The following is a 13,472-nucleotide window of genomic DNA, read 5'->3' on the forward strand; positions in this document are numbered from 1 at the left end:
CATAATCGCCCATAAGGTTTAACTATGCATCTTATTCTTATTTATTTCTTCACCCAGCCGTCTTTCAAGGTAACGGTGCGGTTAAACACCAGCTTGTCGGCGGTTGAATGTTTATCTAAAGTGAAATAACCTTTGCGGATAAACTGATAACCTTTACCGGTTACAGCAGTAGCCAGATCGGGCTCAATATATCCCGGAATCACCTTTAAACTATCCGGATTAATGTAATCTTTAAAGTCGCCATCCTCGTTTGATGGGTCTTCAACCTTAAACAACCTGTCGTACAAACGGATATCGGCGGTTTTAGCATGCGGTACACTTACCCAGTGAATGGTACCCTTTACGTTGATGCCGCTGGTATCGCTGCCCGATTTTGATTCGGGGATGTAAGTACAGTGTATTTCGGTTACGTTGCCATCGGCATCCTTCACAAAATCCTCGCATTTAACAATGTAGGCGTTTTTGAGGCGCACGCTAAGCCCAACACCCAAACGGAAGAATTTCTTCGGCGGAACTTCCATAAAATCCTCACGCTCTATCCAGAGTTCTTTGCTGAACGGTATATCACGACCGCCTTCGCCGCCTTCAACCTCGGGGTTGTTTTCGCCGTGCAGTATTTCTGTTTGTCCTTCGGGATAGTTGGTGATGATCAGTTTAACCGGATCAAGCACCGCCATACGGCGCCACGCGGTTTTGTTAAGGTCTTCACGGATGCAGAACTCAAGCAGGCTTACATCTATCATGTTCTCACGCTTGGCTACACCGATGCGCTCACAAAAATCGCGGATACTGGCAGGGGTATAACCACGGCGGCGCAAACCGCTGATGGTTGGCATGCGCGGGTCATCCCAATCCTCTACATGGCCTTCTTCTACCAGTTGCAGCAGCTTGCGCTTGCTCATTACGGTGTAGTTAAGGTTGAGGCGCGCAAACTCGTACTGGTGCGATGGGAAAAGGTTCAGCTGCTCAATAAACCAATCGTACAGGGCACGATGTGGCACAAACTCCAGGGTGCATATCGAGTGGGTGATCTGCTCAATGGCGTCCGATTGGCCGTGGGCGAAATCATACATCGGGTAAATGCACCAGGCATCGCCGGTACGATGATGGTGTGCATGTTTAATGCGGTACATCAAAGGGTCGCGCAAGTGCATGTTTGGCGATGCCAGGTCGCCTTTGGCGCGTAATACTTTAGCGCCATCCGGATATTTACCGGCTTTCATATCGGCAAACAGTTGCAGGTTTTCTTCTACACTGCGGCTGCGGTATTGGGTAGGCGTACCGGGCTCGGTAGGCGTACCTTTTTTTGCGGCAATTTCTTCGGCGGTGCTATCGTCAACATAAGCAAGGCCTTTGCTGATCAGGGCCACGGCAAAGTCGTACAGCTTATCAAAATAGTCCGACGCGTAAAGCTCTTCGGCCCATTCAAAGCCCAGCCATTTTACGTCGGCCTTTATGCTGTCAACATATTCAACATCCTCTTTAACAGGGTTGGTATCATCAAACCGCAGATTGGTTTTACCGCCGTATTTAAGCGCCAAACCAAAGTTAAGGCAAATAGATTTGGCATGGCCTATATGCAGGTAACCGTTAGGCTCGGGCGGGAAACGGGTAAGTACCCGGCCGCCGTGCTTACCGGCACGTATATCTTCTTCAACAATTTCTTCTATAAAATTTAATGATCTTTCTTCGCTCATGAGTGTTATTTACAATAGCAAAGTTAACTTAATTGCGAAAAAAACGAGAATTTATGTAAGGTGCCTGTTTTGCCTGCGTTACGTTAGTGCTTGTTCTGCCTAAATTAAAAAAGGCAGAAGAGATAGGCTTTTAATTTATTAGTAGCGTGGCAAGTATTTAAGCTTAAGTTTTAATAATTAGGGCATTGCCTGCGGCCCGGGCTTTCCGTTACAAGTCCTCGCGTTTTCCTCCGCTTCAGGGGCAATGCTCACACGCTGCGGGCTTTTCACTGCAATCCCTAATGCGGGTAGATTGTCTCATTATAAATTATATTTGATTTTCGCCTCCCTGTTTGAAAGCACAGTTAGTAACTGTGGCCCACCTCCTTGCATCTCGCTATCCGGATAAGTGTATTCCCAGTATCTTTGATCACTGGGGTCTTGATATAATTTCTCCCATCCATCTTTATTGGCGACCATAATCAGATAGTTATTTACTAACCACTCAATCCTGTCACATTCAGACGTTTTATGCATCTTTTTGCCGTCAAATATCCACTCGCAAACAATTTTTGTTTCCTCTTTTTTTATTTTCATGTCGCAAGTAAATATGCCCGAATCTTTCCTGAAGTTACCCGTTATTTATTGCTAAATTTAAAAAAAGCGAAAATTTGTTATTCAAAAAAATGCAATGCATCGTTCAGTTGCGAATCAAATTTTCTATTACATTTACAAAATACCAAACGGTGTAGCAGCCCATGAGCATAAACCCATTTAACCGCCCAATCCGCGTTTTAGTTGCAAAAGTAGGGCTCGACGGGCACGACCGCGGCGCACGTATTATTGCTACAACTTTGCGCGATGCCGGCATGGAAGTGATTTATACCGGCCTGCGCCAAACGCCCGAAATGGTGGTGAATACCGCCTTGCAGGAGGATGTTGATGCCATTGGCATTTCCATACTCTCCGGCGCACACATGACGGTTTTTCCGAAGATCCTTAAACTGGTAAAAGAGAAAAAGATGGATGATGTGCTCATTACCGGGGGAGGTATCATTCCGGCAGATGACGCGGCGGTGCTAAAGCAAATGGGGGTGGGCGAACTGTTTCCGCCGGGTACAAGCACGCAGGATATTGTGCAATATATAACCGCATGGGTGCATGAGCACCGTAATTTTTAATTGAATAAAAATGGTTTTCGAAAATATATTATCAGAACAAAAGGGCCGTATACAGTACATCACCATTAACCGCGAAAGCAAACTGAACGCATTGAACAAGGCCACCTTAGCTGAGTTACACGTAGCAATTACCACCGGCTTTAATGATGAGGGCATTGGCGGTATAATAATCACCGGCGCAGGTCCAAAAGCATTTGTTGCGGGCGCCGATATTGCCGAATTTGCCGCTTTGGATATAGCCGGAGGCCGCGATATGGCACTCGACGCGCAAACAAAAGTATTTGATATTATTGAAAATGGTAACAAACCGGTGATAGCAGCCGTAAACGGGTTTGCACTTGGTGGCGGCCTTGAGCTGGCTATGGCCTGTCATATCCGCATAGCGAGCGACAATGCTAAGCTGGGTTTGCCCGAGGTAACCCTGGGGCTTATACCGGGCTACGGCGGTACACAGCGCTTAACACGCCTGGTTGGCCGCGGCAAAACGCTCGAAATGATCATGACGGCAGATATGATCAGCGCGGCCGATGGTTATCAATATGGTTTAATAAACCATGTGGTAAGCCCCGCCGAACTGCTGCCAAAGGCAGAAGAGCTGCTGAATAAGATATTATTACGCGCTCCGCTGGCCATTGCATCGGCAATTAAGGCAGTTAACGCGGCCACTTTGCCGGGTACACAAGGCTTCGAAACCGAGATAGATGAGTTTTCGAAATGTTTTGGTACAAGCGATTTGAAAGAAGGAGTAAACGCGTTTTTAGAGAAGCGCAAAGCCGATTTTAAAGGAAAGTAATGTATGTTTTTACATATATTAGCTTTTTGAAACCTTTAGTTAATATTTTCAGAATATAATAATAAAGGGCGGGTACGTATATTTACCTGTTGTAATACTAATTTTCCGATATGAAGAAAATACTCATCATTGATGATGAAGTTAATGTTGCGTTACTGTTGTCGAAATTTTTGACACGTAATGGCTTTGATGTTGAAACGGCGTCGAATGGTGCCAGTGGGATGGATTTTTTGAAAAACAACGAGTTTAATCTTGTTTTGTGCGATTACCGTTTGGAGGATACTGATGGGCGAGAAATATTAAAGAACATCAAAACGCTTTACCCTAAAACCGGGGTAATTATCATTACCGGCTATTCGGATATTAAAATGGCGGTTGAGCTTATTAAGATGGGGGCGTATGATTATATCACCAAGCCGCTGTATCCTGATGAGATATTGAACACCATTAACAAGGCTATTGAAACACAGTACGCCTTGCAGCAGGAGGATGAAGATGTAGCCGCCATCCCCGAAAAATCAAAAACAAATAAAAAGCAGGTTTTAGCCGGCGAATTTGTGGTAGGCACCAGCCGCCCCTCAAAAGAACTGGTTAGGCAAATAGAACTGGTAGCACCCACCAACTACAGCGTTATTATATTGGGCGAAAGCGGTACGGGTAAAGAGGCGGTTGCCAAGAGCATCCACCTGAGCAGCCCGCGCCATAACAAACCCTTTATTGCAATGGATTGCGGTTCGTTAACCAAGGAGCTTGCCGCGAGCGAGTTCTTCGGGCACGAAAAGGGGTCATTTACCGGCGCGCTGTATACTAAAATTGGTCACTTTGAAATGGCTAACGGCGGTACCCTGTTTTTAGATGAGGTAGGTAACCTATCGTACGATATACAGGCAGCCCTGCTGCGTACCGTGCAGGAGCGTAAGGTAAAACGCATAGGCAGCACCAAGGAGATCGACTTGGATGTGCGCATTATTGTAGCGACCAACGAAAACTTGCAGGATAGTATTTTAAAAGGGCGTTTCCGCGAGGATTTGTACCACCGCTTTAACGAGTTCGGTATTTACATGCCGCCGCTGCGCGATCGTGGTAACGATATTATGCTGCTGGCCGAGCACTTTTTAAAGATAGCCAACGAGGAGTTGAGCCGTGCGGTAAGCACATTTTCGCCCGAAGTGGTGGAATGCTTTTTAAATTACCGCTGGCCGGGTAACATCCGCGAGTTAAAGAATATTGTGCGCCGTGCCGCCCTCCTTGCCGAAGGTGATGAAGTGCCATTGAAAGCCTTACCGCTCGAAATATCGAACTACAAAATGCCGGCGTTTGAGGCTTACAGCCCTAATCCGCATAACTTTAATCATGGGCAGCACCAGCAAACGGAAGCTCCGGAAGTAAAAGAGCACCCTAAACACGATTTAAAAAATGCCGCGTTAGAGGCCGAATATGAAACCATATTACGTGTACTGCGCGAGGTGAACTTTAACAAAACCAAGGCTGCCGAAATTTTAAAGATAGACCGCAAAACCTTGTATAATAAAATGAAAGCCATAAATTTGGGCAAGTAAGTATATAAATGATGGATGAGGCTGCTGAAAAATACAATGATTCGCTAAGGATGTTAAGGCATGATATCAACAATCAGCTATCCAATATTCACCTTTGTCTTGATCAGTTAAATTATGAGGTGCCCGATCCATCGCCCGATTTTACCTTTTATGTAACCACCATTATGGCCAGTTGCAAAAAGATAGAAGAGCTGCTGAAAAGCGAATAATAAACACGACCAATTTTAACAGGAATTATACTTAAACACTAAAAAACTTTTTAGTGTTTTTTTGTTTAATTGATAGTTCCTCCGTTCAATTATCCTGCATGTCGATTTTTAATTATAAGCAACGCAATAACATTGTATTAGTAAGCATTGTGCTGCTGGCCTGTTTTTTGGTTTACGCGTTAAGCGGCCTGTTCAGCGCCATATTGGGCGCTATTGTATTGTTCACCATTTTCAGGCCGCTGTACCTGTACCTTGTAGAAAAGAAAGGCTGGAACGGCACCTTTGTGGCCTTGTTGCTCATCTTCCTGTCGCTAACGGTGATCATCATCCCGTTCCTGCTGCTGAGCTTTATGGTGATCGGTAAAATTGCCAGTCTCAACAGCAATACCTTCCCTATTGAACAATGGTTGAAAAAGATAGATGCCTTTGCAGGCTCAAACCTTAACCAGCCACACTTTGCCGAAAACACGCTGCAAAAGCTGAGCACCTATACTACCGATCTGTTCCCATCTATACTGGGCAGCGCGGCCAATATTATTATCACCCTACTGGTGATGTACTTTTTACTGTACTTTATGTTTGTACAGATGCGCCAATTCGAGGCCGGCCTACTGCGTTACGCCCCTTTCCGCGAGCAGCATGCCTTAAAATTCGCTGTTGAGTTACGGCACTCTACTTACTCCAATGTATTAGGTCAAGGAATTATCTCGATAGTGCAGGGCGCGTTACTGGCCAACGGTTTCTGGATCTTCGGCATACCCGACCCTGTATTTTGGGGCGTGATAGGTACATTCATATCCTTTTTACCGGTAGTTGGCGCGCCTACGCTCACTATCCCGGCAGGTATTATTTTGATGTCTGACGGGCATAGTTTGAAAGGCGTTATCCTGATTGCTTACGGGGTGTTATTCATCGGTAATATTGATAATGTGTTGAGGATGATCATCAACAAACGGATAGCCAATACGCATCCCATCATATCGGTTATTGGCGTATTTATCGGCCTGCCGCTGTTCGGTATTTTGGGCCTGGTGTTCGGGCCGCTGCTGCTATCGTACTTTTTATTACTGCTGGAAATATATCAAACCAACCGCATGGCTGCCGACCGGCTCGACCGCATACGCACCGGCCCCGATAATTAGCGATTTTTTTGACCACCCAATAAACTATAAATGTTAAAATTGGGTTATTACAAAAAGAAATTCATGCTAAATTGGCCGAAAACGTAGGTTTGGCAAGATATTTAAACGATTTTTAAAACAAATGTTCAACTTAAAAATTTATATGATATGAATGATAACACAAAAACAGTAGTTGCTTTGCTGGCAGGATTAGCAGCAGGCGCGGCATTAGGGTTGTTGTTTGCTCCTGAAAAAGGATCAGAAACGCGCGATAAACTGAGCGAATCATTAAAAAACTTAGGTGATTCTATCAAAGATACCGCCGCAGCAGAAATTGATAACCTGGTTGGTTTTAAAGACAGGGTTGTTGACAACATTAAAACTAAAATAAAAGGCGCTGAGCAAGAATACCAGGACGATCTTGAGCACGCATAATTAAAACATAAATTTAACTGAGCGCCGGGTAATGTTATCCGGCGCTTGTAAATAAATTACATGGAAGCTAATAAAGATACAACACAACCCATTATTGATCAGCTTAAGGAGTACGTTGAAACGCGTATTAAGCTGGCCAAGTACAAGGCTATTGAAAAAGGATCGTCAATAGCATCAAGTATTATCATTGATTTAATAGTGGTTGTTATTGCAATGGTGACTTTCTTGTTTGCAAGCTTCACCCTTGCCCTGTTCCTTGCCGATGTTTTTCATTCTTACTGGAAAGGTTTTGGTACTGTTGCAGGTTTTTATCTTTTGTTGGTAATTATCATTCTGGCTGCCAAACGCAGCTTTGAGCGACCAATTATGAACGGCTTCATCAAAAAATTCTTTAAATAACCGGCAATGACAAGTATCACAATCAAAAGTATCGACGACCTTCGCAGCGAGATATCAAGGCTTGAACTTGCTGAAACACAGCAGGCGGCATTATTAAAACAACGCTTCAGCAGTCCTTCGGCGCTGTTTGCCACTGCATTAACCCTATTCCCAAAATCGGCTACTGCTGATGGCATTAAGAGCGCGGGCTTTTTCAAGCAGGATTTTGTAGGCTTGATATCGCGTTTTGTATTGCCTGTATTGCTTAATAAAACCTTCTTCCGTAAATCAAACTTCCTGGTAAAAGCATTGGTGGGTGTGCTGTCGCAAAAAGCATCGGCCTATGTTAATGAAGATACCGTAACCGGTGTTTGGGGTAAGCTGAAATCGTTGGTGGGTAACATCCATCTCGGTAAAAAGAAGCAAGAACCCGAGCCCGACCCAAGGATACCGCCGCTAAGCGAAACCTACTAAGCATAAAATTTTACGCCATTTTTCGCCGGACTTAACATAAAAGTTATTTTTGCACTTTATTATATTTAAGTGGGAAAAGATAAACTGAGGCGTTTTGCCGAGATAGCTACCTTTAGCAATGTGTTTGAGCTGGAAGCCGGCAAAGTATTAAAAGGCCAGTGGGCTGCAAATTTCTTTAAGAACAGCAACCCTGTTGTGCTTGAACTGGCCTGTGGTAAAGGCGAATATTCTGTTAACCTTGCGCAATTGTTTCCCGAAAAAAACTTTATTGGGGTTGATTATAAAGGCAACCGTATATGGCGCGGCGCTAAAACCGCGTTGGAAGAAGGTGTTGATAACGTTGCCTTTTTACGTATACAGATAGAAACCATTATCGAATACTTTGACGAGGGTGAAATTGACGAAATATGGATCACCTTCCCCGACCCGCAACCGCAGATAAGCCGCGAAAAGAAACGTCTTACCTCACCGCGTTTTTTAAACATGTACAAGCAAATACTTAAACCGGGTGGGTGTATCAACCTTAAAACCGATAACGATGGCTTTTATGCCTATACCGCCGAACAGGTTGAAGAACAGGGGTTAAAAGCACATATAAAAACAGAAGACCTTTACCATTCGGAGTTTGCAGATGAAGTATTATCAATTAAAACTTATTACGAAAAGAAGTATCTTCAGCACAATAAAAACATCAACTACATCAAATTTTCATTTGAATAAAACACATGGCCGACGATAATTTTTTTGAACGGGTATATGAAGTGGTTCGGCAAATTCCTGCCGGGCGGGTTACCTCTTATGGTGCCATAGGTCATTTCCTGGGTTCAAAAAGATCGGCACGCGTGGTGGGTTATGCCATGGGCGCGGCAGGCGGTGCCCGCCCCCCTGTACCGGCACACCGGGTAGTGAACAGCCAGGGTTTGCTTACGGGCAAATTCCATTTCCCAACATTCGATCTTATGGAACAGATGCTGGCCAGCGAGGGTATAGTTGTGGAAGACAACAAGGTACAGAACTTCAAAACCGTATTCTGGGATCCATCTATTGAATTACTGTAAGATGGGTAGCACACACAAATAATCCAAACCATTAAGGCAATACCTGTGTTTGCATTTAAAACACATCGCCATGAAACACAAACTTTTAACAGCCTGTTTATGCGCTACGTTAGCACTGGCGGCATGCGGCGGCGCGCCCGACAGTAACGCCGGAGATACATCGGTTGCTACCGACAGTCCAAAAATCGACACACCAACCACTTCTACTACAAATACACCCGCAGCGACGGATACGCCTGTTAAGGTTAACCCAGCCGATACCACGGTATCAGACACTGCCAAACCGGGGCCGGTTCATTAATCTTAATTGAGGCTACTGGTTCGAGGGTTCGAGTTCGAGTTTTTAGAGCGTGTGTGATTGAGTACAATTAGCAATACCACACGAACCCCGCAACTGAAACCTCGAACCCCATCCCCCGAATACCGGAATATTTTGGTTAAATTTGGGTAACCAATTATTCCTTGTATGGAAAGCATTGCTCCATATATTTCTAAAAACAAAATTCGTTTTGTAACTGCTGCTGCGTTGTTCGACGGGCACGATGCCACCATTAACATTATGCGGCGCATCTTGCAGGCATCGGGCGCGGAGGTAATTCATCTTGGGCACAACCGTTCGGTTGATGAGGTGGTGAACTGCGCTATACAAGAGGATGTGCAGGGGATCGCCATAACATCGTACCAGGGCGGCCATATCGAATATTTTAAGTATATGTACGATCTGCTGCAACAACGCGGTGCAGAGCATATCAAATTGTTCGGCGGCGGCGGTGGCGTTATTCTTCCGCACGAAATTGCAGACTTGCAGGCGTACGGCATCAGCAAGATCTACTCGCCAGATGATGGCCGAACCATGGGTTTGCAGGGCATGATCAACAACATGTTGGAACAATGCGATTTCGCTACGCGCATCAGTCTAAATGGCGAGCTAAAACATCTCTCCCAAAAACATGCTGGATCGATTGCCGCCTTAATCACATTGGCAGAGAGTGGAAAGAGTGAAGCCCCAAACCTTTCAAAAGGCAAGAGCACTAATCACACGCCGGTGTTAGGTATTACCGGTACAGGCGGGGCAGGCAAGTCGTCGCTGATTGATGAGTTTGTACGCCGCTTTTTACGGCATACCGATAAAACTTTGGCCATTATTTCTGTCGACCCTTCTAAGCGCAAAACCGGCGGGGCTTTACTGGGCGACCGTATCCGGATGAATGCCATCAATAATTCGCGGGTGTATATGCGGTCGCTGGCTACGAGGCAGGCTAACTTGGCTTTGTCGGGACATGTGCAGGAATCGGTAGATATTTGCCGTGCGGCGGGCTTCGATCTCATCATTGTAGAAACATCGGGCATAGGGCAATCAGATACCATGATCACCGATTATTGCGATGTATCGCTCTATGTAATGACGCCCGAATTTGGCGCGGCTACCCAGCTGGAAAAAATTGACATGCTTGATTTTGCCGACATTGTAGCCCTCAATAAATTTGATAAACGCGGCGCGCTTGATGCCATACGCGATGTGCGCAAACAATATAAACGGAATCACCAGCTATTTACCGCTAAAGACGAAGATCTGCCGGTGTACGGTACCATGGCTTCCCAATTCAACGATGCGGGCATGAATAGCTTGTTCGCCGCAATTATAAATGCTATCAAAATAAAAACAGGGACTGATCTGTTTGGGAAAGATGGCGATAAAACTCCATACGCCGCTTCAAATACAGGTAAGGCATACATTATTCCGCCCGAACGTACACGTTACCTTGCCGAGATAGCCGAGAGCAGTACAGCTTATGCCGATTGGGTGGATGAGCAATGTACGATAGCACAGCAAATGTACGGGTTGAATATTACTCGGGGCCTCACCCCGGCCCTCTCGAAGGGAGAGGGGGTAGAGAACAAGTATGACAAAGTCCTCTCCCTTGGAGAGGATTTAGGTGAGGCATTGCAATCGCTTTATAAAAATTTAGAAGCCCGTCTTCACCCGGACTGTAAATGTTTGTTAACCGAATGGCCCGACACTGTGGCTAAATACAAGGCCGAAAACTTTATTTATAAAGTGCGTGATAAAGAGATCAGGCTGCCGCTGTTTTATACCTCCTTATTGCAATTACAGATCCCTAAAATAGCATTGCCCCGGTATGAAGCCTGGGGCGATATTTTGCGGTGGCTGCTTACCGAAAATGTGCCGGGTGAATTTCCTTATACAGCTGGGGTATTTCCGCTAAAGCGGGAAGGGGAAGACCCAACCCGCATGTTTGCCGGTGAGGGCGGTCCGGAACGTACCAACAAGCGTTTTCATTATGTATCGCTCGGGCAGCCTGCGCACCGGCTGTCTACCGCTTTTGATTCGGTTACACTTTATGGTGAGGATCCGCATATCCGTCCCGACATCTACGGTAAAATAGGCAATGCGGGAGTAAGCATAGCCACGCTGGATGATGCCAAAAAACTCTACTCGGGGTTTGACCTGTGCCATCCATCCACCTCCGTATCCATGACGATCAATGGTCCGGCACCAATGCTGCTCGGCTTTTTCATGAACGCGGCTATTGATCAGCAATGCGAAAAATATATCACGGAACACCAGCTGGAGCATTTGGTGGAAGCTAAGTTTAAGGAGTTATATGATGATAAGGGGTTGGCAAGGCCTGGTTATGGGAGCCTCACCCCGGCCCTCTCCAGGGGAGAGGGAGGGAAGAATGAGCAAGACAAAGTCCTCTCTTTTGGAGAGGATTTAGGTGAGGCTTCTAAAAGCGCCAAGCCCGGTTATCAAACGGCCGATTTACGTTTCTGGGAGGTTTTAAAAACCAATTCGAGGCTCAATCGGCAAAATGCAACGCCTGCGGAAAGTCTTTTATGGCAAATGCTTCGTAACCAGCAAATAGGCTACAAAATACGGCGACAGCATGCTATTGATGGTTATATAGCTGATTTTGTATGCTTAAATAAAGGACTGATTATTGAAATTGATGGCGAATATCATCACTTCACAAAAGAGCAAGATGACATAAGAACACGGGTTTTAAAAGGGGAAGGTTTTGACGTGATCCGTTTTTCAAATGATGAGGTACTGAATAACACACATCAGGTTATTCAAAATATAAAAGAGCAGCTCGACCGGCAGGCGGAAAGGAGCCTCACCCCGGCCCTCTCCAAAGGACAGGAAGTAAGCGCCCGGCAAAACAAAGTCCTCTCCTTTGGAGAGGATTTAGGTGAGGCCCAACCAACTTCCCTTCCACCCGGCAACAACGGCCTCGGCCTGATGCTGCTTGGTTTAACCGGCAATATGGTTTTACCTGCCGAGGTTTACGAAAAGATAAAGACCGACACCCTGGCTACTGTACGCGGCACCGTTCAGGCGGATATTTTGAAGGAAGACCAGGCGCAAAACACCTGCATATTTTCTACCGAGTTCGCTCTGCGGATGATGGGCGATATCCAGTCTTACTTTATTGATAGCAAGCTGCGCAACTTTTATTCGGTATCTATTTCGGGGTATCATATTGCCGAGGCTGGTGCAAACCCGGTTACTCAGTTGGCCTTTACACTCTCCAACGGGTTTACTTATGTGGAGTATTACCTGAGCAGGGGCATGCATATTGATGATTTCGCGCCTAACCTGTCGTTCTTCTTCAGCAATGGTATCGATCCTGAATATTCGGTGATAGGCCGGGTAGCCCGGCGTATATGGGCGAAAGCCATTAAAAATAAGTATAAAGGTAACGAGCGTTCGCAAAAGCTGAAATACCATATTCAAACCAGCGGACGATCATTACATGCCCAGGAAATAGATTTTAACGATATCCGCACCACCCTGCAAGCTTTGTATGCTATTTACGATAACTGCAATTCGCTGCATACCAACGCATACGACGAAGCGATTACCACACCAACGGAAGAGTCGGTACGCAGGGCGATGGCTATTCAACTCATTATTAATCGCGAACTTGGTTTGGCCAAAAATGAGAACCCCTTGCAGGGCGCTTTCATTATAGAAGAACTGACCGACCTGGTAGAAGAAGCCGTAATGGTCGAATTTAAAAACATCAATGAACGGGGCGGTGTACTGGGCGCCATGGAAACCATGTATCAGCGCAGCAAAATACAAGAGGAGTCGTTGTACTACGAAACCCTTAAACACAATGGCGATTATCCTATAGTCGGCGTAAATACTTTCCTCAATAAAAAAGGCTCGCCAACCATTACCCCCGGCGAAGTGATACGGGCTACCGAAGACGAAAAACAACAGCAGATAACTAACCTGCAAGCATTTCAACAACGCAATCAGCTTCGATCCGCAGAGTTATTAAGCGATTTACAAACAGCAGCCATCAATGGCGATAATATCTTTGCAAAGCTGATGGAGGTGTGTAAATACTGCTCGCTCGGGCAAATATCAAATGCGCTGTACGAAGTTGGTGGGCAGTACCGGCGGAATATGTAATGGCGCGAGGGGCTCTCCACCCAAAGGAGAAAGGCTATATACACTTTCCTCCCCCATCAACAAACAGCTTCGGACGAAAACGGGCATAATTGTGGAGGCCCATTAGCACAAAGGAGGGAATAGTGAACTCATTGCATAAGC

The 13,472-nt window shown here is 45.7% G+C and carries 14 protein-coding genes; 12 read left to right on the forward strand and 2 right to left on the reverse strand.

Features of this window, described 5'->3' with window-relative positions:
• Nucleotides 1–41 precede the first annotated feature (41 nt).
• Nucleotides 42–1,697, reverse strand: a complete 1,656-nt coding sequence (locus ABD894_RS22670; protein ID WP_345213371.1) for a glutamine--tRNA ligase/YqeY domain fusion protein — start codon at nucleotides 1,695–1,697, stop codon at nucleotides 42–44.
• Nucleotides 1,698–1,997: 300 nt separating this feature from the next.
• Nucleotides 1,998–2,273, reverse strand: coding sequence for an Imm27 family immunity protein (locus tag ABD894_RS22675; RefSeq protein ID WP_345213372.1), 276 nt, complete (start codon nucleotides 2,271–2,273; stop codon nucleotides 1,998–2,000).
• 161 nt (nucleotides 2,274–2,434) lie between these two features.
• On the opposite strand from ABD894_RS22675, the gene ABD894_RS22680 reads away from it, so the two are divergent.
• The 12 genes from ABD894_RS22680 to ABD894_RS22735 all read left to right on the forward strand — a co-directional run bounded on the left by ABD894_RS22680 (nucleotide 2,435) and on the right by ABD894_RS22735 (nucleotide 13,331).
• Nucleotides 2,435–2,857, forward strand: coding sequence for a cobalamin B12-binding domain-containing protein (locus tag ABD894_RS22680; protein ID WP_345213373.1), 423 nt, complete (start codon nucleotides 2,435–2,437; stop codon nucleotides 2,855–2,857).
• A 10-nt stretch (nucleotides 2,858–2,867) separates the two neighbouring features.
• Nucleotides 2,868–3,650 carry an enoyl-CoA hydratase/isomerase family protein gene (locus ABD894_RS22685; protein WP_345213374.1) on the forward strand — a complete coding sequence of 261 codons (783 nt, stop codon included), beginning with the start codon at nucleotides 2,868–2,870 and terminating at the stop codon, nucleotides 3,648–3,650.
• Between the two features lie 110 nt (nucleotides 3,651–3,760).
• The gene (locus ABD894_RS22690) at nucleotides 3,761–5,209 is read left to right on the forward strand and encodes a sigma-54-dependent transcriptional regulator (protein WP_345213375.1); all 1,449 of its coding nucleotides are present in this window, start codon (nucleotides 3,761–3,763) and stop codon (nucleotides 5,207–5,209) included.
• Nucleotides 5,210–5,217: 8 nt separating this feature from the next.
• Nucleotides 5,218–5,418, forward strand: a complete 201-nt coding sequence (locus ABD894_RS22695; RefSeq protein ID WP_345213376.1) for a hypothetical protein — start codon at nucleotides 5,218–5,220, stop codon at nucleotides 5,416–5,418.
• 98 nt (nucleotides 5,419–5,516) lie between these two features.
• The gene (locus ABD894_RS22700) at nucleotides 5,517–6,560 is read left to right on the forward strand and encodes an AI-2E family transporter (RefSeq protein ID WP_345213377.1); all 1,044 of its coding nucleotides are present in this window, start codon (nucleotides 5,517–5,519) and stop codon (nucleotides 6,558–6,560) included.
• Between the two features lie 147 nt (nucleotides 6,561–6,707).
• Complete coding sequence (locus tag ABD894_RS22705; protein WP_345213378.1) at nucleotides 6,708–6,974, forward strand: YtxH domain-containing protein; 267 nt, start codon at nucleotides 6,708–6,710, stop codon at nucleotides 6,972–6,974.
• Between the two features lie 60 nt (nucleotides 6,975–7,034).
• Nucleotides 7,035–7,373 (forward strand): phage holin family protein, encoded by a 339-nt coding sequence (locus ABD894_RS22710; RefSeq protein WP_345213379.1) that lies wholly within the window; start codon nucleotides 7,035–7,037, stop codon nucleotides 7,371–7,373.
• A 6-nt stretch (nucleotides 7,374–7,379) separates the two neighbouring features.
• Complete coding sequence (locus ABD894_RS22715) at nucleotides 7,380–7,826, forward strand: hypothetical protein (protein WP_345213380.1); 447 nt, start codon at nucleotides 7,380–7,382, stop codon at nucleotides 7,824–7,826.
• A gap of 69 nt (nucleotides 7,827–7,895) precedes the next feature.
• Nucleotides 7,896–8,546 (forward strand): tRNA (guanosine(46)-N7)-methyltransferase TrmB, encoded by a 651-nt coding sequence (trmB, locus tag ABD894_RS22720; RefSeq protein WP_345213381.1) that lies wholly within the window; start codon nucleotides 7,896–7,898, stop codon nucleotides 8,544–8,546.
• 5 nt (nucleotides 8,547–8,551) lie between these two features.
• Nucleotides 8,552–8,884, forward strand: coding sequence for an MGMT family protein (locus tag ABD894_RS22725; protein ID WP_345213382.1), 333 nt, complete (start codon nucleotides 8,552–8,554; stop codon nucleotides 8,882–8,884).
• A gap of 70 nt (nucleotides 8,885–8,954) precedes the next feature.
• Nucleotides 8,955–9,185 carry a hypothetical protein gene (locus tag ABD894_RS22730; protein WP_345213383.1) on the forward strand — a complete coding sequence of 77 codons (231 nt, stop codon included), beginning with the start codon at nucleotides 8,955–8,957 and terminating at the stop codon, nucleotides 9,183–9,185.
• Nucleotides 9,186–9,350: 165 nt separating this feature from the next.
• The gene (locus tag ABD894_RS22735) at nucleotides 9,351–13,331 is read left to right on the forward strand and encodes a methylmalonyl-CoA mutase family protein (RefSeq protein WP_345213384.1); all 3,981 of its coding nucleotides are present in this window, start codon (nucleotides 9,351–9,353) and stop codon (nucleotides 13,329–13,331) included.
• Nucleotides 13,332–13,472 lie beyond the last annotated feature (141 nt).

It is taken from the genome of Mucilaginibacter gynuensis, assembly GCF_039541195.1.
In the GTDB taxonomy this organism is placed as follows: domain Bacteria; phylum Bacteroidota; class Bacteroidia; order Sphingobacteriales; family Sphingobacteriaceae; genus Mucilaginibacter; species Mucilaginibacter gynuensis.